This window comes from Plantibacter sp. ME-Dv--P-095 (assembly GCF_030209365.1).
Lineage (GTDB): Bacteria > Actinomycetota > Actinomycetes > Actinomycetales > Microbacteriaceae > Plantibacter.
This window is the reverse complement of the sequence record NZ_JARVSB010000011.1, coordinates 66,732-86,221: the sequence shown is the minus strand read 5'-3', so window position 1 is coordinate 86,221 and position 19,490 is coordinate 66,732. Positions and strand designations below refer to the sequence as shown.

The 19,490-nt window shown below is 70.2% G+C and carries 21 protein-coding genes; 7 read left to right on the top strand and 14 right to left on the bottom strand.

Going from position 1 to position 19,490, the window contains the following annotated elements; genetic code table 11:
• Positions 1–150: 150 nt before the first annotated feature.
• The 4 genes from QRN26_RS16300 to QRN26_RS16285 form a co-directional block, all read right to left on the bottom strand.
• Positions 151–576, bottom strand: a complete 426-nt coding sequence (locus tag QRN26_RS16300) for a hypothetical protein (protein ID WP_285037558.1) — start codon at positions 574–576, stop codon at positions 151–153.
• A 324-nt stretch (positions 577–900) separates the two neighbouring features.
• Positions 901–2,025 (bottom strand): bifunctional 2-methylcitrate synthase/citrate synthase, encoded by a 1,125-nt coding sequence (locus tag QRN26_RS16295; protein WP_285037557.1) that lies wholly within the window; start codon positions 2,023–2,025, stop codon positions 901–903.
• Positions 2,026–2,149: 124 nt separating this feature from the next.
• On the bottom strand, positions 2,150–3,049 hold the full coding sequence (gene prpB, locus QRN26_RS16290; RefSeq protein ID WP_056010708.1) for a methylisocitrate lyase: 900 nt from the start codon (positions 3,047–3,049) through the stop codon (positions 2,150–2,152).
• A 31-nt stretch (positions 3,050–3,080) separates the two neighbouring features.
• Entirely contained in the window at positions 3,081–4,604 is a 1,524-nt protein-coding gene (locus QRN26_RS16285; protein WP_285037556.1) for an MmgE/PrpD family protein, read from the bottom strand.
• Positions 4,605–4,905: 301 nt separating this feature from the next.
• On the opposite strand from QRN26_RS16285, the gene QRN26_RS16280 reads away from it, so the two are divergent.
• Positions 4,906–5,367, top strand: a complete 462-nt coding sequence (locus tag QRN26_RS16280) for a hypothetical protein (protein ID WP_285037555.1) — start codon at positions 4,906–4,908, stop codon at positions 5,365–5,367.
• A 58-nt stretch (positions 5,368–5,425) separates the two neighbouring features.
• Here QRN26_RS16280 and QRN26_RS16275 read toward each other — a convergent pair whose 3' ends face one another.
• The 5 genes from QRN26_RS16275 to QRN26_RS16255 form a co-directional block, all read right to left on the bottom strand.
• A complete protein-coding gene (locus tag QRN26_RS16275; RefSeq protein WP_285037554.1) occupies positions 5,426–5,758 on the bottom strand; it encodes a helix-turn-helix domain-containing protein in 333 nt (110 codons plus the stop codon).
• Between the two features lie 164 nt (positions 5,759–5,922).
• Positions 5,923–6,747, bottom strand: coding sequence for an SDR family oxidoreductase (locus QRN26_RS16270; RefSeq protein ID WP_056010698.1), 825 nt, complete (start codon positions 6,745–6,747; stop codon positions 5,923–5,925).
• Positions 6,744–7,568 carry an enoyl-CoA hydratase/isomerase family protein gene (locus QRN26_RS16265; protein ID WP_285037553.1) on the bottom strand — a complete coding sequence of 275 codons (825 nt, stop codon included), beginning with the start codon at positions 7,566–7,568 and terminating at the stop codon, positions 6,744–6,746. Before QRN26_RS16265 ends, QRN26_RS16270 begins: the two co-directional genes overlap by 4 nt.
• 52 nt (positions 7,569–7,620) lie before the next feature.
• Positions 7,621–8,400, bottom strand: a complete 780-nt coding sequence (locus tag QRN26_RS16260) for an SDR family NAD(P)-dependent oxidoreductase (protein WP_056010693.1) — start codon at positions 8,398–8,400, stop codon at positions 7,621–7,623.
• Positions 8,401–8,470: 70 nt separating this feature from the next.
• Positions 8,471–9,652, bottom strand: a complete 1,182-nt coding sequence (locus QRN26_RS16255) for a thiolase family protein (protein WP_285037552.1) — start codon at positions 9,650–9,652, stop codon at positions 8,471–8,473.
• Positions 9,653–9,875: 223 nt separating this feature from the next.
• Between QRN26_RS16255 and trhO the strand changes: the two genes are divergently transcribed.
• From trhO to QRN26_RS16225, 6 genes are all read left to right on the top strand, one after another.
• On the top strand, positions 9,876–10,841 hold the full coding sequence (gene trhO / locus QRN26_RS16250) for an oxygen-dependent tRNA uridine(34) hydroxylase TrhO (protein ID WP_082456208.1): 966 nt from the start codon (positions 9,876–9,878) through the stop codon (positions 10,839–10,841).
• A 10-nt stretch (positions 10,842–10,851) separates the two neighbouring features.
• Positions 10,852–11,325, top strand: a complete 474-nt coding sequence (locus QRN26_RS16245; RefSeq protein ID WP_327078821.1) for an SRPBCC family protein — start codon at positions 10,852–10,854, stop codon at positions 11,323–11,325.
• Between the two features lie 115 nt (positions 11,326–11,440).
• Positions 11,441–12,394: an L-lactate dehydrogenase gene (locus QRN26_RS16240; RefSeq protein WP_285037551.1), complete on the top strand. Its 954-nt coding sequence runs from the start codon at positions 11,441–11,443 to the stop codon at positions 12,392–12,394.
• 106 nt (positions 12,395–12,500) lie between these two features.
• Positions 12,501–13,406, top strand: a complete 906-nt coding sequence (locus QRN26_RS16235) for an ABC transporter ATP-binding protein (protein ID WP_056010684.1) — start codon at positions 12,501–12,503, stop codon at positions 13,404–13,406.
• Positions 13,403–14,227, top strand: a complete 825-nt coding sequence (locus QRN26_RS16230) for an ABC transporter permease subunit (protein WP_285037550.1) — start codon at positions 13,403–13,405, stop codon at positions 14,225–14,227. Before QRN26_RS16235 ends, QRN26_RS16230 begins: the two co-directional genes overlap by 4 nt.
• A gap of 65 nt (positions 14,228–14,292) precedes the next feature.
• The gene (locus tag QRN26_RS16225) at positions 14,293–15,309 is read left to right on the top strand and encodes an MDR family oxidoreductase (RefSeq protein WP_285037549.1); all 1,017 of its coding nucleotides are present in this window, start codon (positions 14,293–14,295) and stop codon (positions 15,307–15,309) included.
• A gap of 265 nt (positions 15,310–15,574) precedes the next feature.
• Here QRN26_RS16225 and QRN26_RS16220 read toward each other — a convergent pair whose 3' ends face one another.
• The 5 genes from QRN26_RS16220 to hemB form a co-directional block, all read right to left on the bottom strand.
• Positions 15,575–15,865, bottom strand: coding sequence for a hypothetical protein (locus QRN26_RS16220; protein WP_056010675.1), 291 nt, complete (start codon positions 15,863–15,865; stop codon positions 15,575–15,577).
• A 113-nt stretch (positions 15,866–15,978) separates the two neighbouring features.
• On the bottom strand, positions 15,979–16,392 hold the full coding sequence (locus tag QRN26_RS16215; protein ID WP_056010672.1) for a DUF4190 domain-containing protein: 414 nt from the start codon (positions 16,390–16,392) through the stop codon (positions 15,979–15,981).
• Between the two features lie 190 nt (positions 16,393–16,582).
• Positions 16,583–16,930, bottom strand: coding sequence for a hypothetical protein (locus tag QRN26_RS16210; protein ID WP_056010669.1), 348 nt, complete (start codon positions 16,928–16,930; stop codon positions 16,583–16,585).
• A gap of 107 nt (positions 16,931–17,037) precedes the next feature.
• Positions 17,038–18,453: a glutamate-1-semialdehyde 2,1-aminomutase gene (hemL, locus tag QRN26_RS16205; protein ID WP_056010667.1), complete on the bottom strand. Its 1,416-nt coding sequence runs from the start codon at positions 18,451–18,453 to the stop codon at positions 17,038–17,040.
• A complete protein-coding gene (gene hemB / locus QRN26_RS16200) occupies positions 18,450–19,457 on the bottom strand; it encodes a porphobilinogen synthase (RefSeq protein ID WP_285037548.1) in 1,008 nt (335 codons plus the stop codon). The genes hemL and hemB overlap by 4 nt, the downstream gene beginning before the upstream one ends.
• Positions 19,458–19,490: the final 33 nt, after the last annotated feature.

The window sequence follows — 19,490 nt, the reverse complement described above, 5'->3', positions numbered from 1 at the left end:
GGGAGGTGTTCGGGAGCCGAACACCTTTGATCGTAACAGATATTTTAGTATGTATAACATGAGTCCGATATGCCGGACCGGATTCCGATGCCCCTGGACAGACGAAACCGCCGACCCCGGGGAGGGATCGGCGGCTGCGCACTCGCCGGATCACTCGGCGGCGACGAGGTTGTCCTGCCCGCCGTCGGTGACGGCCGGGGTGGAGAGGGTGACGACCTTGTTGCCGTCGGCGCCCTCACCGAACGCGACCGTGGCCACCTCGGTCACCTTGACGAGCGAGATGGAGCTGTTGACGGTGAGGTTCGAGACGACGCCGGTGATGGTGACCATGCTGTTGGAGCCCTCGACGACGACGTTCTCGCAGTCGCCCTCGAGGGTGATGTTCGAGCTGTCTTCGACGATGGTGGCGGTGCCGTCGACACAGGTGCCGTCGATCTCGGGCACCACGTAGTCGGAGCCGGCCTCAGCGGAGGCGGAGGCACTGCTCTCCGTCGGCCCGGTGGACTCGGTGGCCGTACAGCCGGCGAGCCCGAGAGCGACGAACGTAACAGCGGCGACGACGGGGAATTTCTTCATGGGAGGTGTTCCTTTCGGGAGATGCTGGAGAATCCTGCCCACCCCGAGGCCGACAGGGTGTTCGGCGAGTTTCGTAGGGGCTTCCGTTCATGGACAGGCACCGCGGCACCGAGTGACTCGGCCTCCGGGTCGTCGGGGAGGACCGCGCAGCTGGAGAGGCGTCCGGAGACCGGACATGTTTGATCGTAACAGATATTTTAGTAGATATTACATGAGTGTGGTATTCAGGGTGGTCCGGGAGTCGGATCCGGTCCCAGAACTCGTCGAAGGGCACGCGAAACACCCCGCCGAGACGGGCTCGGCGGGGTGTGGGTGCAGCAGGCGTCAGCTGACGGGGACGTGCCGCTCGTCAGGACCGACGTACTCGGACAGGGGGCGGATGAGCGCGTTCGACGCCAACTGCTCCGCGATGTGCGCCGTCCAACCGACCACGCGGGCCGCGACGAAGAGCGGCGTGAACGTCTCCGTGTCGAAGCCGATCAGGTTGTAGGCCGGGCCGGACGGGTAGTCGAGGTTCGGCTTGATGTTCTTCCGCTCGACCATGTCGGATTCCAGCGCCGTGTACAGCTCGAGGACCTCCGGCTTGCCGTAGTGCTCAGCGAGCTTCTCCAACGACGCCAGCATCGTCGGCACCCGCGAGTCGCCGTTCTTGTACACGCGGTGACCGAAGCCCATGATCTTGCGCTTCTCGGCGAGCGCCGCATCGAGCCAGGCGCTGGCGCGGTCGGCCGTGCCGATCTCGTCGAACACGTGCATGACGGCCTCGTTCGCGCCGCCGTGCAGCGCACCCTTGAGGGCACCGATGCCGCCGACGACCGCCGAGTAGAGGTCGCTGAGGGTCGAGGTGATGACGCGGGCCGTGAACGTCGAGGCGTTGAACGAGTGCTCCGCGTACAGGATCATCGACACGTCGAACGCGTCCACGACGACCGGGTCCGCTTCCTCACCGAAGGTCATGAAGAGGAAGTTCTCGCTGTACCCGAGGTCGTCGCGCGGCGGGACGAGCTCAAGGCCGTGTCGGCGACGCTGGTCGTAGGCGACGATCGCCGGCAGCTTCGCGTACAGGCTCGCCGCCTTCACCGCGTTCGCCTCCACGGTGTTGGCCTCGGCGGTCGGGTCGTTCGCGCCGATGACGCTCACCGCGGTGCGGAGCGCGTCCATCGGGTGCGAGGTGGTGGGGAGGAGGTCGATCGCCGCCTTCACGTTGTCGTCGAGGGCGCGCTGCGACCGCTCCGATGACGTGAACTCGGCCAGTTCGGCCTCGCTCGGCAGCTCGCCGTTCCACAGGAGGTACGCCACCTGCTCGAAGGTGCAGTGCTCCGCGAGCTCCTGCACCGGATACCCGCGATAGAGGAGGGAGTTCGTCTCCGGGTTCACCTTCGAGACGCTCGTCACGTCGACGACGACGCCGGCGAGACCCTTCTTGATGTCGCTGGTCGCTTCGGTCATGCGGTGCTCCTTTGCGGTGGTGCAGTGGTCATGCGTGGGTCGAGCTTGGCACCCGGGTCGCCCCTCGACAAGCGCGGGGAGCGGAGACCCAGGTGGTGTTCATCGGGGCGATCGAGCGAGTGGCCTACCGGTCGACGGTGAAGTTGAACACCGAGGTGTCGAACCGGTTGTAGCCCTCGTAATCGATGAGTTCGTAGAGGTCGGCTCGGTGCTGCATCTCCCCTAACTTGCCCGTGAGCGAGCCCTCCTCGTTCAGGGTGTCCAGTGCGCGACCCGCCGCGCCCATGGCGATGCGCAGGAGCGAGACCGGCCAGATGACCAGGTTCACGCCCACGTCGGCGAGCTGTTGCGAGGTGAACAGCTCACTCTTGCCGAACTCGGTCATGTTGGCGAGGATCGGCACGTCGACGGCCGCACGGACGGCGGCGAACTCCTCGAGTGACCGCATGGCCTCGGGGAAGATCGCGTCGGCTCCCGCGTCGACGAGTTGCTTGGCCCGGTCGATCGCCGCGTCGAGACCGTCGACCGCAGCGATGTCGGTCCGCGCCATGATGAGGAGGTTCGGGTCGCGACGCGCGTCGACGGCGGCGCGGATGCGACCGAGTGCGGTCGAGGTGTCGACGACCTGCTTGCCGTCGAGGTGCCCGCAGCGCTTCGGGTTGACCTGGTCCTCGATGTGGAGGCCGGCGAGCCCGGCGTCCTCGATCTCCTGGACGGTGCGCGCGACGTTCATCGGCTCACCGAAACCGGTGTCGGCGTCGACGATGGCCGGCAGCTCGGTCATGCGCGCGATCTGCTTCGCCCGACCGGCGACCTCGGTGAGGGTCGTCAGGCCGATGTCGGGCAGGCCGAGGTCGGCCGAGAGGACCGCTCCCGAGATGTAGACGCCGTCGAAGCCCTTCTGCTCGATGAGGCGAGCCGACAGCGGGTTGAACGCGCCGGGGAATCGGAGCAGCTCACCGGTGGCGAGCCGCTCGCGGAACGCCCGGCGCTTCTCGGCCGGCGTGGTCTGGCTGTACAACATCAGCGGTGTCCCGTCTGGTCGTCGGCCGGCATCAGAAGAGACCGGTCGGGTGCGGCGCCGAGGCGAGGACCCCGGAGGACGCTTGGATGCTCAGCTGCTTGACCTCGTCCGCATCGAGCTCGGGCAGGCGTTCGGCGAGCGCGAGGAAGCGGTCGATCTCCTCCGGGTCGAGGACGCCGGCGGCGAGGGTGCGGAACTTCTGCACGTAGTCGGCGCGCGCGAACGGTCGGGCACCGAGCGGGTGGGCGTCGGCGACGGCGATCTCGTCGACGATGGTCGAGCCGTCGGTCAGCGTGATCTCGATGCGACCGCCGAAGGCCTGCTCGAACGGGTCCAGCGAGTGGTACCGGCGCGTCCACTCCGGGTCCTCGGCCGTGGTGATCCGGTGCCACAGCTCCACCGTGTCCTCGCGCTGCGCCCGCTCCGGCCGGTAGGAGTCGACGTGGTGCCACGCGCCGTCCTGCAGGGCGACCGCGACGATGTACGGGATGGAGTGATCGAGCGTCTCGCGCGAGGCCGTCGGGTCGTACTTCTGCGGGTCGTTCGCTCCGGAGCCGATCACGTAGTGCGTGTGGTGCGAGGTGTGGAGGACGATCCGGTCGACCGCGCCGGGGACGAGGAGCTCCGGGTGCTCGTGGTGCAGCTTGCGGGCGAGGTCGATCCAGGCCTGCGCCTGGTACTCGGCCGAGTGCTCCTTCGTGAAGGAGTCGAGGATCGCGAGCTTCGGCTCCCCTGCACCGGGCAGGGGGATGTCGTAGGAGGCGTCCGGGCCGTCGAGCAGCCAGGCGACGACGCCGTCCTCGCCCTCATAGATGGGGGACGGGCTGGTCTCGCCGCGCATCGCCCGGTCGACGGCTTCGACCGCGAGCTTGCCGGCGAACGCGGGGGCGTGAGCCTTCCACGTGGAGATCTCGCCCTTGCGCGACTGCCGCGTCGCCGTGGTCGTGTGGAGGGCCTGACCGATGGCCTGGTAGATGGTCGCCTGATCGAGCCCGAGCATGGTGCCGATACCCGCGGCGGCACTCGGGCCGAGGTGCGCGACATGGTCGATCTTGTGGCGGTGCAGGCTGATCGCCTTCGCGAGGTCGATCTGGATCTCGTAGCCGGTCGCGATGCCACGCACGAGGTCGGCTCCCGTGCACCCCACGTGCTGGGCGACCGCGACAATGGGCGGGATGTTGTCGCCCGGGTGCGAGTACTCGGCAGCGAGGAAGGTGTCGTGGAAGTCGAGCTCGCGGACCGCGACGCCGTTGGCCCAGGCCGCCCACTCCGGCGAGACGCGGCGGGCGAGGTCGGGACCGAACACGGTGGCTCCGTCGCCGCCGGTGCTGATGGGGTGACTGAGCGCCTGCGCTCGCGCCGAGGAGACCGGGCGACGCGTGAGCGACGCCGCCGCGACCGCCGCGTTGTCGATGACCCGGTTGATGATCATGTCGACGACCTCTGGCGTCACCTCAACGGGATCGGTGGCGACCCGGGCGAGCTGCCAGGCGAGCTGGCCCTCGCGGGCGAGGTTCTCGTCGCTGCGGTGGACACGCAGGTGGTGCTGGATCACGGGTGTTCCTCTCAGGTGCTGCGGGCGCCGGCACCTCCTCCCAGCCTACGCCCGCCGGTCCCGCCTCCAGAGGCATGAGAACCGGCCGGGAACAGGACATTTCCGCGATGACGGCCTCCGGCGCGAGGCGAACCTCCTCCCCGCTGACATACCAGGCGTGTTCTCCAGGTCCGTTCAGCCGACGCACACCGCGCATCCGGCAGGGGCGGCCAGGCTGGCACCGGCCTGCGCGAGCCGGCCCGCGTCGAGACCGTTGCGAGGTCGACCATGCTGCACGAGACACACCCCTGAGGAGACGACCATGACCGACCAGACCGCCGACGGAGCGCGCACCCCGCAGCTGTTCGCCAAGGTGGTGCGCGCCGACGCCCTCCACTACACGACGATGTTCGCGGAGAAGCCGTTCGAACCGGCATTGCTCCTGTTCTGCGCGAACGGCGCCTACCGGATCCTGTCACCGGGCGAGGACCACCCGGGAAGCTACGTCGCCGAAGGGCCGCTCGACGCCGATCGGGTTCGGGTGAACTTCATCTCCTGGCCCTCGGAGGACTGGAACCGGAACGTCGCCTTCCACGTCCTCGACTTCGACCGGACCTCCGGGCGGTTTACCCAACAGCTCCGGCTGCCCGGCGACCCCGAGCCCAAGCACCAGGCCGGACGGCACACCGAGGTGACGGCGCTCGGGCGCTGGGACGCGGACACGACGTGGGAGTCCGCGGCTCCCCGGCTCGCCTCGGTGTTCGCGGCGCTCGCTGCCGGCTGAGCCCGGAGTCGGTGCACCCGGCATCGGCCCCGCCGGAGCCGGGCGCTCGGGACGCGCCTCAGGCGGCGAGCAGCCGCGGGTCCGCCGGGGGACGGAGCACGGTGACGGTCGCTTCGGCGAGCGGGGCGTCGGTGAGCGGAGCCTCGACGTGCGCCGGCACGGTCGCGGCGTCGAAGCGGTCGGCGATGTCGAACATGAGCGTGTCGAGCCCGGTGCGGAGGGCGTCGGCGATGGTCACGACGACCTCGGACGAGGCGTCCTTCCGGCCGCGTTCGATCTCGGACAGGTAGGGCGTCGAGACGGCGGCGGCCAGGGCGACGTCCTGCAGGGTCCGCCCCTGTTCGAGACGGCGCGTGCGCAAGGCGGCGCCGAGGGCTTCGCGGTACAACATGGCGTCCCCTTCCGGCTCGTTGGTCTCACTGTAGGCGCGAGCCGACCGGAGGCGGGGAGCCCGCGTTCTGCCGTCAGCGGACACTCCCCCGCCCTCGGTCCCCGAGCCTGTCGAGGGGCCCCGGTCCCTGAGCCCCACCCCCGGTCCCTGAGCCTGTCGAAGGGCTACAGGAAGATGTCCGGGTAGAGCTCCGACTCGTCGACCCCCGGCGAGTACTTCGCGAAGTCCGTGACGCCGGCCTCGGTGAGCACGTCCTCGACGATGAGCGACCGGCCCGTGAGCTCCCGCGACGGCGAGATGAGCACCTCGTACGCCGCGTCCGCGTAGATCTCCGGGGTCCGGCTCTTCGCCAAGAGCGCCTCGCCGCCGAGGATGTTGCCGACGGCCGCCGTCTTGATCGTCGTCTTCGGCCACAGCGTGTTGGCCGCGATGCCGTCCCGGCCGAACTCCGCCGCGAGGCCCAGGGTCACCATCGACATGCCGTACTTCGCGAGGGTGTAGCCCGTGTGGGCGCCCAGCCACTTCGGGTCGAGGTTCAGCGGCGGCGAGAGCGAGAGGATGTGCGGGTTCTCCGCGTCGCGCAGCATCGGGATGGCCGCGCGCGACAGCATGAAGGTGCCGCGGACGTTGACGTCCTGCATGAGGTCGTAGCGCTTGGCGTCGAGGTCGAGCGTGCGCGCCAGGCTGATGACGCTGGCGTTGTTCACGACGATGTCGATGCCGCCGAACTCGCCCGCCGTCTCGAACACGGCGCGCGTGATGTCGTCGTCGTTCCGCACGTCGCCGAGGATGGGCAGCGCCCGCCCACCCGCCTCACGGATGGCCTCCGCCGCAGTGTGGATCGTGCCCTCGAGCCGCGGGTCCGGGGTGTCGGTCTTCGCGAGGATGGCCACATTGGCGCCGTCGCGGGCGGCTCGGAGGGCGATCGCGAGGCCGATGCCACGGCTGCCGCCCGACATGAGGATGGTCTTGCCGGCAAGGGTGGTCATGCGGTGGGCTCCTTCGAGGTGGTGGCGGTTGCGCGTTTGGCTGAGGCGGCGGCGAACGCCGAGACGCGGGCGACGGACTCCGGTGTCTCGATGGCGGCGCCGATCGTGCGGGCCTCGTCGTCGAGTGCGTCCTGGTACGTCCTGCCGACGCCTGCCCGGAGCAGACGTCTCGCCTGTCCGAACGCGGCCGTCGCGCCCGCCAACCAGAACGCGGCCACCTCGCGGGCCCGCGCGACGAGCTGCTCGGCCGGGACGACCTCGGTGACGAGCCCCCAGTCGAGCGCCTCCTCGGCACTCAACATCCGCGGGCTCAGCGTGAGTTCGAGGGCCCGGCGCATCCCGACCGCCTCGGGCAGGAGCGTGCTCACCCCGCAATCCGGCGTGAGGCCGATGTCGGCGTACTTGCTGACGAACTTGGCGCGGTCCGAGGCGATGATCACGTCCGCGACGAGCATGAAGCCCAGCCCGCCTCCGGCGACGGCGCCCTGCACCGCGGCGACGATCGGCTTCGCGGCCTGCTGCAGCGTCCGGTGCCCCTCGTGGATGAGGTCCGCGAGCTCCGTGACGAAGGCGCCGGTCGACCCCGGACTGCCGTCGCCCATGCCCGCCATCGCGAGGACGTCACCGCCCGCGCAGAACGCCGGACCGTTGGCGTCGAACAGGACCGCCTCGACGTCCTCCCGCTCGGCGATCTCGATCGCGAGGTCGCGCCACCGCCTGGCCGCGCGGTCGTCGATCGCGTTGAGACTCTTGGGACGGTTGAGCGTGAGGTGCGCGAGGCCGTCGCTCACCTCGAAGAGGATCGTGTCGTCACTGGTCACGTGGTGCTCCCTGGTCGGTGATGGGTCGATGCGTCGATCGGTGGGCGGCCGCTCACTTGGGCGCCATCCGGATCGCGCCGTCGAGGCGGATCGTCTCGCCGTTGAGGTAGCCGTTCTCGATGATGTGGAGCGCGAGGGCGGCGTACTCGTCGGGCCGGCCGAGCCGGGCCGGATACGGGACCTGCTGCCCGAGCGACGCCTGCGCCGCTTCCGGCAGCCCCGCGAGCATGGGCGTCTCCATGATCCCCGGCGCGATCGTCACGACCCGGATCGCGTGGCGCGCCAGCTCGCGGGCGATCGGCAGGGTCATCGAGTGCACGGCACCCTTCGACGCGGCGTATGCGGGCTGGCCGATCTGGCCGTCGAACGCGGCGACCGAGGCCGTGTTGACGATGACGCCGCGATCCCCTCCACCGTCGGAGGCGTCGCCGTCCGGTTCGTTGTGCTGCATGGCGTCGGCCGTGAGTCGGATGACGTTGAACGTACCGAGGACGTTGACCCGCAGCACCCGTTCGAACGCTCCGAGGTCTGCGGGACCGTCGCGCCCCAGCACCTTCGCCGGTGGTGCGATCCCCGCGCAGTTGACGACGACCCGGAGCGGGCCGCGCGACGTCGCCGCCTCGACGGCCGCCTGCACCTGCTCACCGTCGGTCACGTCTGCCGGGACGAAGGTGGCGAAGCCGCCCAACTCCTCGGCCCGCTCCTCGCCCGCGGAACCGGGCAGGTCGACGAGCACGACGCGCGCGCCCGCTCCGGCCAGGCGGGTCGCGGTCGCGAAGCCGAGTCCTGAGGCGCCGCCGGTGACGATCGCCGAGCTTCCGGTCACATCCATGTCGGTGATCCCTTCCTGCAATGGTGGCCCCTCGACACGTGCGAGGGACGGGGAACAGAACGCGCGGCGGTCACAGCCGCTCGATGATCGTCGCGTTGGCCATGCCGCCGCCCTCGCACATCGTCTGCAGGCCGTAGCGCCCGCCGGTCGCCTCCAGCTGACCCAGCAGGGTGGCGAGGAGCTTCGTCCCGGAGGCGCCGAGCGGATGTCCGAGGGCGATCGCCCCGCCACGCGGGTTGAGCCGCTCGTCGTCCACGCCGAACTCGCGCTGCCACGCGAGCGGCACGGAGGCGAAGGCCTCGTTGACCTCGAACGCGTCGATGTCGTCGACGTCGAGTCCGCTGCGCTCGAGGATGCGACGGGTGGCGGGGAGGATGCCGGTGAGCATCTCGATCGGATCGCTGCCGACCGCGGCGAAGGAGACGAAGCGGGCACGCGGGGTGAGCCCGAGCTCCGCCGCCCGCACCTCGCTCATGATGAGCGCGGCCGAGGCGCCGTCCGTGAGTGGCGAGGCGTTCCCCGGCGTGATCCGCCAGGCGATCTCGGGGAAACGGGCCGCCAGGCGGTCGTCGTGGAAGACGGCGGGGAGCCCCGCGAGTCCCTCGGGCGTCGTCCCGGCACGGACCGTCTCGTCGGTAGTGACGACCGAGCCGTCCGGGAGGGTGACCGCGACGACCTCACGGTCGAAGCCGCCGGACGCCCAGGTGGCCGCGGCCCGCTCGTGGGAGCGCGCGGCGAAAGCGTCGAGCTCGTCCCGGCCCAGGTTCCACCGGGCGGCGATGAGCTCGGCCGAGATGCCCTGGCCCACCAGTCCGTCGGGGAACCGAGCGCGGAGCGCTGAACCGAACGGATCCGCCCCCTGCACGTTGGACCCCATGGGCGCACGACTCATCGACTCGACGCCGCAGGCGATCACGACGTCGTTCCCCGCCGCCATGACGCTCTGCGCGGCGAAGGTCGTCGCCTGCTGGCTGGAACCGCACTGGCGGTCGATCGTCGTGCCGGGGGTCTCCTGCGGGAGGCCTGCGGCGAGCGCCGCGTTCCGCGCGATGTTCTGCCCCTGCTCGCCGGACTGGGTGACGCAGCCGGCGTAGACGTCCTCGACGACGGCCGGGTCGATGCCGGTCCGCTCCACGAGCGCGCGGATCGTGCCGGCGAGGAGGTCCGTCGGATGCACCGTGTTCAGCGCTCCGCCCGGTTTGCCACGGCCGGACGGGGTCCGGATCGCGTCGACGATCACTGCTGTGCGCATAGCCATCTCCTTCGAGGTCTGCGTCCACCCTAGGCGCGCGGTGCGCGGGGGTCACGAGGCTTGTCGGCCGCACACAAGGCGGGAGGCGGATCGGGGCGGGTGCCCTTCGACAAGCTCAGGGACCGGACGGGGGACCTCCGGGATCGGACGGGGCGGGAGCTCAGGGACCGGAGCCGGGGCCGGACGCGGGAGTGGGCCGTGCATCGGCGATTACGATTGACCGGTGGCCGACCCGAAGATCCTCCTGTACTACGCGTTCGCGCCCCTCGCGGACCCGGAGGCGATCCGCTTGTGGCAGCGCGACCTCTGCGAGTCGCTCGGTCTCCGCGGCCGCATCCTCATCTCGAAGGACGGCATCAACGGCACCGTCGGCGGCGAGCTCGACGCCTGCAAGCTCTATGTCCGGAAGACGACGGAGCACCCCGCGTTCCGCGGCCTGGACGTGAAGTGGAGCGACGGTTCCGGCTTCGTCGAGGACGACACCGTCCGCACGGCAAAGCACCGGCCCGCGCCGTGGCGGCGGATCAGTGATTTCCCGAAGCTCAGCGTCAAGGTGCGCGAGGAGATCGTGTCCTTCGGCGCCCCCGGCGAACTCCAGGTGGACGACCACGGCGTCACCGGCGGAGGGGTGCACCTCCAGCCCACCGAACTGCACGAGCTCGTGGCCGAACGCGGCGACGAGGTCGTCTTCTTCGACGGCCGCAACGCGTTCGAGGCGGAGATCGGCCGGTTCGCGGGCGCGGTCGTGCCGGACGTCGCGACCACGCGGGACTTCGTCGCAGAGCTGGACAGCGGCAAGTACGACCACCTCAAGGACAAGCCAGTCGTCACCTATTGCACCGGCGGCATCCGCTGTGAGGTGCTGTCGGGGCTCATGCGCTCGCGCGGCTTCGGCGAGGTCTACCAACTCGACGGCGGCATCGTCCGGTACGGCGAGCAGTTCGGCGACGACGGCCTCTGGGAGGGTTCGTTGTACGTGTTCGACAAGCGCGGTTCGCTGGACTTCAGCGACCACGCCGCCGTCATCGGGCACTGCGTCGTCTGCGACACGGCGACGAAGCACCTGCAGAACTGCGCCGACCCGTCGTGCAAGACGCAACTCGTGGTCTGCGAAGCGCATGCGGACGGCCCGACCGGTGGCCCCCGGTGCGTCGTCCACGCCGACGCAGCGCCGGCCGCGATCGCCTGAGCGAGCACCCGTGACCTCCCACTTCATCCTCCGCACCGAGCTCGACGGCACCATGGAGCAGGCATTCGAGCTCTCGCGTTCGATCGACGCGCACCTCGGCTCGATGCAACACACCGGCGAGCGCGCGATCGGCGGAGTGACCTCCGGCCTCATCGGCCTGGGCGAGACGGTCACCTGGCGCGCGCGGCACTTCGGCATCCCGTGGACGATGACGAGCCGGATCACCGAGTTCCAGGAACACGACCGCTTCACCGACGAGCAGGTGAGCGGCCCGTTCCGCAGCTTCCGGCACATCCACCTCTTCGAACCACTCGAGCGCCCGATGGGCACGGCGCGCACCATCATGCTCGACGACATCACCTTCTCGGCACCGCTCGGCCCCCTGGGGGTCGTCGCCGAGCACCTCGCCCTGACGAGGCACCTGCAACGACTCATCCGCGCACGGAACCGGTGGCTGGCGGACGCCCTTCGACACGCTCGGTGACCGGAGGGGCTCCCTGAGCCTGTCGAAGGGCGGGCGATACCTCGACATCGAGACAACCCGAACGCTGACAGGCTCGACTCCGACCACGCACATCCGCCCCTGCCAAGATGGTGCCATGGGTGTTCGCACGAAGTCGAAACTGGCCATCATCGGGGCGGGAAGCGTCGGTTCGTCCCTCGCCTACGCCTCGCTCATCCGCGGCAGCGCCCGTCGGGTGGCGCTCTACGACATCGACGGCAAGCGTGCCTCCGCCGAAGTCCTCGACCTCGCGCACGGGACGCAGTTCACCGGGTCGAGCAGCATCACCGGTGGTGACGACATCTCCGTCGTCGCCGACGCCGACGTGGTCGTCATCACGGCCGGCGCCAAACAGGAACCCGGCCAGACCCGCCTCGACCTCGCGGGGACGAACATCCGCATCCTCGAACAGCTGCTCCCGAAACTCGTCGAGCACGCGCCCGACGCCGTCTACATGCTCGTCACGAACCCGTGCGACGTCCTCACCGTCGCCGCCCAGCAGATCACCGGCCTGCCTCGGGAGCGGGTCTTCTCCTCCGGGACCGTCCTCGACACCTCCCGCCTGCGCTGGCTCCTGGCCGAGCGCGCCGGGGTCGCGACCTCCGCCGTGCACGCGCTCATCGTCGGCGAGCACGGCGACAGCGAACTCCCCCTGTGGTCACAGGCGACCATCGGCCCCGTGCCGATCCTCGACTGGGAGCTGCCCGACGGTTCACGCTTCACCGAGCAGCAGCTCGACGAGATCGCCGTCGACGTCCGAACCGCCGCCTACCGGGTCATCGAGGGCAAGGGGGCGACGAACTACGCGATCGGCCTGTCGGGGGCGCGCATCGTCGAAGCCATCCTCGGCGACGAGCACGCGATCCTCCCGGTGAGCACCGTGCTCGACGGATACCACGGCGTGAGTGGCGTGGCACTGTCGGTGCCGAGCATCGTCGACCGCTCCGGGGTGCGCTCGGTGGTCGAGGTCGCCATGTCGCCGCGTGAGGAGCAGCAGTTCGCCGACTCGGCCGCGGCCGTCCGCGCATCGCTCGACTCCCTCGGGCTCTAGCGGGCCGATCGGATCTCCCCCCAGCGGCCGATGCGCGACCGGCATCGCCCCCGGTAGCGTGGTCGGACGAGGTGCGGATCCGGCCGCGCCCGTGGGGAGGCACCGGATGACCGCTGGCGTGACGATCGAGTTCGACGGACTCTCGAAATCCTTCGGGGCGGTGCAAGCGGTCGACGACCTGACGTTCCACGTGGAACCGGGGAAGGTCACCGGCTTCCTCGGGCCGAACGGCGCCGGGAAGACCACCACCCTGCGCATGCTGCTCGGACTCGTGCAACCCAGCTCGGGAAGCGCGACCTTCGGTGGCGTGCCGTACGCCAAGCTCCCGGTGCCGGCGGCGACCGTCGGCGCGGCCCTCGAGGCGGCGAGCTTCGTCCCCGGGCGCACCGCCCGCAACCACCTGCGGGTGCACGCCTCGGCAGCACGGCTGCCGTCCGACCGCGTCGATGCGGTGCTCGCGCAGGTCGGACTGCTCGACGTGGCGGACCGCCGCGTCGCCGGGTACTCCCTCGGTATGCGGCAACGCCTCGGTCTCGCGACCGCGTTGCTCGGCGACCCCGGTGTGCTGGTCCTCGACGAGCCCATCAACGGCCTCGACCCCGAGGGCATCAAGTGGATCCGCGGGTTCCTGACCGCGCTCGCGGCGGAGGGCCGGACGGTCCTCATCAGCTCCCACCTGCTCAGCGAGGTGCAGCAGTCGGTCGACGAGGTCGTCATCATCGCGAAGGGACGCCTCGCGCACGTCGGCACCCTCGCGAGCCTCGATGCCGCCGACACCCTCCGGGTCGTCGTCAACTCGCCCGAGCACGAACGCCTCGCCGAGGCACTCACCGCCGCCGGCTACACCTTCGACCAGGCCCGCTCGGGGCTCGTCGTGCACGACGTCGAGTCCATCGACATCGGCCGCGTCGCGCTCGCCGCAGGCATCCCGCTCAGTGCACTGTCGCGGCATCGATCGGGGCTCGAGGATTCGTTCCTCGCCCTCGTCAGCGGTGGGGAGGACCACGCATGACCTCGCTCCTGGCAGCTGTCCGTTCCGAATTCCTCAAGGTCTTCACCACCCGCGTGTGGTGGGGGCTCGCGCTCATCCTGTTCGTGTACGTCGGTTTCGCCGCGGCCGGGGCCGCGCTCCTGTTCGCCAACATCCCGGGGGCCGCGGAGTCCAGCGGCGGCGGCGCTCAGGCGACCAGCGAGATGCTCACCCAGCCGAGCCTCATCTACGGTTTCGCGACGAGCATCGGCTACGTGTTCCCGGTCCTGCTCGGAGCGCTCGCCACGACCGGTGAGTTCCGGCATCAGAGCCTCACGCCGACGTTCCTCGCCAACCCGAACCGCGGCCATGTGCTCGTCGGCAAGGTCCTCGCCCTCACCGGTGTGGGCGCGCTGTACGGCGTGATCGCGCTCGTGGCGTCGGTCGGTCTCGGTGGCGGGGCTCTCGCGATCAGCGGAGTCGATCCCCTGTTGACCGACCCGGACACCTGGGCGCTCATCGGCCGGGCGGTCCTCGCCATGGCGCTGTGGGGTGCGATCGGCGTCGGCCTCGGTGCCGTCCTCCCGAGCCAGGTCGGTGCGATCATCGTGGTGCTCGCGTTCACCCAGTTCGTGGAGCCGCTCCTGCGGCTGGCGTCATCGTTCTCCGAGGTCACCGCGTCGATCGGCCGGTTCCTCCCCGGAGCCGCGACCGACGCGCTGGTCGGCCCGAGCTTCTACTCGATGATGTCCGCGCAGCAGGACGCGCTGACCTGGTGGCAGGGCGGGCTCGTGCTGCTCGGGATCGGCGTTGTCGTCGCCCTCATCGGCTACGCCACCACCTGGCGACGCGACGTGACCTAGCCCGAGCCTGAAGCGTAGGCTCGACGAAGCCAACCACCGGCGCCAACGCCGGAGACGGGAGCACCATGGGCCGCGCATACGTCATCGAGCAGGTCGAGCACGAGGGCGGGAAGCCCACGCGGACCGTCGAGCTCCGCGATCTCGCCGACGCCGAACTCCCCGACGAGTCGGTCACCGTCGACGTCGAGTTCTCCAGCATCAACTACAAGGACGCCCTCGTCCTCACCGGGAAGCCGGGTGTCGTCCGCGAGTTCCCGATGGTCGCCGGTATCGACCTCGTCGGCGTCGTCGCGGAATCGAGCGATCCCGCTTGGACGGCCGGCGACCGTGTGGCCCTGTTCGGCGACGGTCTGAGCGAGACCCGGTACGGGGGGCTCTCCGAGCGCGCTCGGGTCCGCGCCGACGCGCTCGTCCGGGTGCCCGATCACGTCTCGAGCGCACGGGCCGCCGCGATCGGCACCGCCGGGTACACCGCTGCCCTCGCCGTGCTCGCGCTGGAACACGGCAGCGCGACCTCCGGCGCCGTCCGTGTCGGCGGGCTCCCCGTACTCGTCACGGGAGCAGGCGGTGGGGTCGGGAGCATCGCGATCGCCCTACTGGCCTCCGCCGGGTTCGAGGTCGCCGCCTCGACCGGCCGGGTCGACGAGCTGGGCGACGCCCTGCGGACGCTCGGTGCCTCCTCGATCGTCGACCGGGCGGAGTTCGCAGAAGCCGGCCGGCCGCTCGGCAGCCAGCGCTGGGCGGGAGCCGTCGACTCGGTCGGTGGGCAGACGCTCGCGACGGTCCTGTCGCAGGTCGAGTACGGCGGGACGGTCGCCGCGTGCGGTCTCGCGGGTGGGTCCGACCTCCCGACGTCGGTCATGCCGTTCATCCTCCGCGGGGTCACCCTCGCCGGCGTCAACTCCGTCGAGGCACCCCTCCCCCTGCGGCAAGCAGCGTGGGAGCGGGTCACCAGCGGGCTCGACCTCGACGTCCTCGACACCCTGACCGAGACGGTCGCCCTCGCCGACGCGATCGACGCCGCCGAGCGGGTCCTCTCTGGCTCGGTCCACGGCCGCATCGTCGTCGACGTCCGCGCCTGACCCCGCGTTCACAATTCAGGACGGACCCGGCGAGCCGCCCCACTACTCACGCGATCCACGGCCGACACACCGGCACGCTCCTGAATTGCGAACAACCGGAGCTGAGTCCCCTCGGCGTTCGCAACTCAGGACGGGCCCGGCGAGTCGCGCACTGATCGCACCGCGCGATGCCGACACGCCGGCGTGCTCCTGAGTTGCGAACGCGGGAACGCGACAGCGGCCGGTACCCGAAGGCACCGACCGCTGTCGACGGAACTGCTGAGACTCAGTAGCCGGCGGTCGACATGACCGAACCGAGGGCGACGAAGTAGAGGATCGAGCCGATGATGCCGAGCACGAGGAGGATGGCGCCGATGATGACACCGATCTTCGCGAGCTGGTTCGGGTAACCGGCGGCCTTGGACTGGTTCTTCGCGACGAGGCTGATGATCAGGCCGACGAGCGGCACGACGATCGCGAGGATGAGGCCGACGAGGCCGAGGGTCTTGCCCGGGTAGTCGGCGGGCAGTGCCGCGCCCTGCTGCTGGCCGGGGTTGTACTGAGGTGCGTTGGTCATGATGGTTCCTCTCGAGGATGGTTGATGCGCCAGGGGCGCGAGCCAACAGTAGTGGGTGAGATACCCGACAGGGGATGGGGACAACTCCCCAATATCCGACGGGCGTCGCGGAACTACGGGCAGGTGATGGTGGTGGTGCCGTCAGTGTGGACGCCGCTGCCGAGCGACTCGCACGCCTCGTTGAACGCCGCCGCACCGATCGCGACTGCGGCGATCGTGATGATGATGCCGAGGACGATGAAGACGATCGAGAGGATGAGGCCGACCTTCGCGAGGGTGTTCTTGACCCCGGCGTTCTTGGACTGCACGAGAGCGACGATGCTCAGGATGAGACCGATCGGCGGCGCGAGGAACGCGAGGATCAGGCCGACGATGCCGAGGGTCTTGCCCGCGGTCGCGTCGCCGGACGGAGCCGAACCGCCGGAGTAGGCCGGAGCCGAGGAGCCGTACTGATCCTTCGGCGGCTGCGGTGCCTGCGGGGCCTGCGGCGGCTGGCCGGGGTATTCACCGGGAGGAGGAGTCGACATGGGCTGTGGTCCTTTCGAACAGGCGGGTCTTCGGAGGTTCGAGCGGCCCCAGGATACCGGTCAGATGCCGTTTTGTGCCCTGTTCGAGGGAATTGGTCGCGAACGACCCTGATCAGCGTCACGGCGCGAGTGCGTCGGCTCCGAGGGTGCGGCCAGGACCGGGAAGCCCACAAGGCCTCCCGAGGAGCGCCTAGTGCAGGTCGAGCGCGGCGATGAGTTCGGCGCTCCGCCGGGTCGTGATGATGAGCCGCGAGTACTCGGTGTCTTCCAGATCGATGACGACCGACGGCTTCGTGCCCTTGATGACGAGGAAGTCCTTACCGCCGTGGAACTTCCACTGCCCGATGGCGAGGGTCAGCGGGATCGCCGTGCCGGGTGCGCGGATGCCGCGGACCCAGATCCACGGGTCGTCGGTGATGGTGGCGGAACGGATGCTCGACCGTGGCACGACGACGTTGCTCCGACGCAGGGAGAGTGCCTTGTCGTACGCGGACAGTTCGATCTCCAGTCGGTCGGGGTGCAGACGCAAGGAGGCCATGCCTCTAGTCTGCCAAGCCCCACCGACGTTCGCGTTGCCGGAAGTTCACAAAGCGGTAACGCATGACCTGTCCCCGGACCGACGACGCCCCGCCACTGCCACCCGCCTCAGCGGATGGCCGCCGCGGCCGCGCGTGCGGCAGCGGGGAGCGCGTCGACGATGCGCCCGATCGCCTCGTCGTCGTGCGCCGCGGAGACGAACCAGGCCTCGTAGACGCTCGGCGGCAGGGACACCCCGGCGTCGAGCATGCGGTGGAAGAACGCCGGGTACCGGAAGGCGTCCTGGCGGAGGACGGCCGCGTAGTCGGTCGGGGCCGTCTCGCTGAACGCGAAGGAGAACAGGTTCCCCGCATGCTGGACGGTGTGGGCGACGCCGGCCTCCGTGAGGGCGTTCGACGTGGCCTCCGAGACGATCGCGGCCGCGGTATCCACCCGACGGTAGACCTCCTGGTCGGCCAGGCGCAGCGTCTCGATGCCCGCGGCGAGGGCGACCGGGTTCCCCGAGAGGGTGCCAGCCTGGTAGACCGGGCCGAGTGGTGCGAGCAGATCCATGAGCTCCGCCCGCCCGCCGAGCGCCGCGAGCGGCATGCCGCCGCCGATGACCTTGCCGAAGGTGAAGAGGTCGGGCTGGTACACCCCGACCGGGATGCTGATCGCACCGGTGGGGTTCGCGACCGCGTGGTTGCCGGCCTCCCAGTCCTCGGCACCGGGCGTCGGCACCGTGCCTGGCGCGACCGCGGCGAGGCCACGGTTGTCGAGTCCCCACCAACCGGCGGAGGAGACGCGGAAACCGGTGAGCACCTCGTCGATGATGACGAGGGCTCCGTGCTCGTGGGCGAGCTTGACGACCGCGGCGTTGAATCCCGGCGCGGGAGGGACGACACCCATGTTGGCGGAGGCCGCCTCCATGATGATCGCGGCGATGTCGGCCCCACGCTCCGCGAAGACCGTCTGGAGCGCCGCGCGGTCGTTGTACGGGACGACGATCGTCTGCGCGGCGGTCTCGGCGGTGACGCCCGCCGACCCCGGCAGGGCGAGCGTCGCGACGCCCGAACCGGCCTCGGCGAGCAGGCCGTCGGAGTGACCGTGGTAGTGCCCGGCGAACTTCACGATGAGGCTCCGGCCCGTGGCACCGCGCGCGAGACGGATCGCCGTCATGGTCGCCTCGGTTCCGGTGGAGACCATGCGCAGCTTCTCGATCGGCGCGACACCGGAGGCCTGGACGCGCTCCTTGACGAGCTCCGCGAGTTCCGTCTCGGCCGGGGTCGACGCCCCGAACGACAGCCCACGGGCGGCGGCCGCCTGGACGGCCTCGACCACCTGCGGGTGCGCGTGACCGAGCAGCGCCGGACCCCACGCGCTGACGAGGTCGACGTACTCGACGCCCTCGGAGTCGGTGATGTACGGCCCCGTGGCGGACACCATGAAGCGCGGCGTGCCACCGACCGAGCGGAAGGCGCGGACGGGCGAGTTCACGCCGCCCGGGATGGAGCGCTGGGCTCTCGCGAATGCTGCGTCGTTCATCGGGTTCCTCCCACGCGCAGGCCGCGCGACTCGTCCAGCCAGGCGGCGAGCTCGACGGCCCAGTACGTCAGCACGGCTTCGGCGCCGGCGCGCTTGATCGACAACACCGACTCCTCGATCGCCCGACGGCGGTCGATCCAGCCCTGGCGGGCGGCGGCCTCGATCATGGCGTACTCGCCGGACACCTGGTACGCCCACACCGGGATCGACACCGTGTCGGCGACGTCGGCCAGGACGTCGAGGAAGCTCCCCGCGGGCTTCACCATGACGATGTCGGCACCCTCGGCCTCGTCGATGAGCGCCTCGCGGAGTCCTTCACGACGGTTGGCGGGGTCGAGCTGGTACGTGCGGCGGTCGCCCTGGAGCTGCGAGTCGACGGCCTCGCGGAAGGGTCCGTAGAGGGCCGAGGCGAACTTGGCGGAGTACGCGAGGATGATCGTCTCATCGAATCCGGCGGCGTCCAGCGTCTCTCGGACCGCGGCGACCTGGCCGTCCATCATGCCGGAGAGGCCGAGCAGCGCCGAACCGGCTTCGGCCTGCGCGAGCGCCATGTCGCGGTAGCGGTCGAGCGTCCGGTCGTTGTCGACGCGTCCGCGGGCGTCGAGGACGCCGCAGTGGCCGTGGTCGGTGAACTCGTCGAGGCAGAGGTCGGTCTGGACCACGAGGGCGTCGCCCACCTCGGCGACGAGCGCACGCGTCGCGACGTTGAGGATACCCTCGGGGTCGGTCGCGCCAGAGCCGATCGCGTCGCGCTCCGACGGCACACCGAAGAGCATGACCCCGCCGATGCCGGCCTCGGCCGCCTCGACCGCCGCACGCTTGGCGCTGTCGATCGTGTGCTGCCTGACGCCCGGCATCGAGGTGATCTCGACGGACTCCGTGATGCCCTCACGGACGAACATGGGCAGGACGAGCTCCGCCGGATCCAGCCGGGTCTCGCTCACGAGGCGACGGATGGCCGGCTGTTGCCGGAGACGACGGGGACGGGTCTCGGGGATACTCACCCGTCAAGCCTACGCGTCACCACCGACGCACCC

Coding starts and splice junctions, on each gene's coding strand:
- QRN26_RS16300 (WP_285037558.1), bottom strand. CDS start 576: ATGAAGAAATTCCCCGTCGTCGCCGCTGTTACGTTCGTCGCTCTCGGG.
- QRN26_RS16295 (WP_285037557.1), bottom strand. CDS start 2,025: ATGACCGAAGCGACCAGCGACATCAAGAAGGGTCTCGCCGGCGTCGTC.
- prpB (WP_056010708.1), bottom strand. CDS start 3,049: ATGTTGTACAGCCAGACCACGCCGGCCGAGAAGCGCCGGGCGTTCCGC.
- QRN26_RS16280 (WP_285037555.1), top strand. CDS start 4,906: ATGACCGACCAGACCGCCGACGGAGCGCGCACCCCGCAGCTGTTCGCC.
- QRN26_RS16275 (WP_285037554.1), bottom strand. CDS start 5,758: ATGTTGTACCGCGAAGCCCTCGGCGCCGCCTTGCGCACGCGCCGTCTC.
- QRN26_RS16270 (WP_056010698.1), bottom strand. CDS start 6,747: ATGACCACCCTTGCCGGCAAGACCATCCTCATGTCGGGCGGCAGCCGT.
- QRN26_RS16260 (WP_056010693.1), bottom strand. CDS start 8,400: ATGGATGTGACCGGAAGCTCGGCGATCGTCACCGGCGGCGCCTCAGGA.
- QRN26_RS16255 (WP_285037552.1), bottom strand. CDS start 9,652: ATGCGCACAGCAGTGATCGTCGACGCGATCCGGACCCCGTCCGGCCGT.
- QRN26_RS16240 (WP_285037551.1), top strand. CDS start 11,441: ATGGGTGTTCGCACGAAGTCGAAACTGGCCATCATCGGGGCGGGAAGC.
- QRN26_RS16235 (WP_056010684.1), top strand. CDS start 12,501: ATGACCGCTGGCGTGACGATCGAGTTCGACGGACTCTCGAAATCCTTC.
- QRN26_RS16230 (WP_285037550.1), top strand. CDS start 13,403: ATGACCTCGCTCCTGGCAGCTGTCCGTTCCGAATTCCTCAAGGTCTTC.
- QRN26_RS16225 (WP_285037549.1), top strand. CDS start 14,293: ATGGGCCGCGCATACGTCATCGAGCAGGTCGAGCACGAGGGCGGGAAG.
- QRN26_RS16220 (WP_056010675.1), bottom strand. CDS start 15,865: ATGACCAACGCACCTCAGTACAACCCCGGCCAGCAGCAGGGCGCGGCA.
- QRN26_RS16215 (WP_056010672.1), bottom strand. CDS start 16,392: ATGTCGACTCCTCCTCCCGGTGAATACCCCGGCCAGCCGCCGCAGGCC.
- QRN26_RS16210 (WP_056010669.1), bottom strand. CDS start 16,930: ATGGCCTCCTTGCGTCTGCACCCCGACCGACTGGAGATCGAACTGTCC.
- hemL (WP_056010667.1), bottom strand. CDS start 18,453: ATGAACGACGCAGCATTCGCGAGAGCCCAGCGCTCCATCCCGGGCGGC.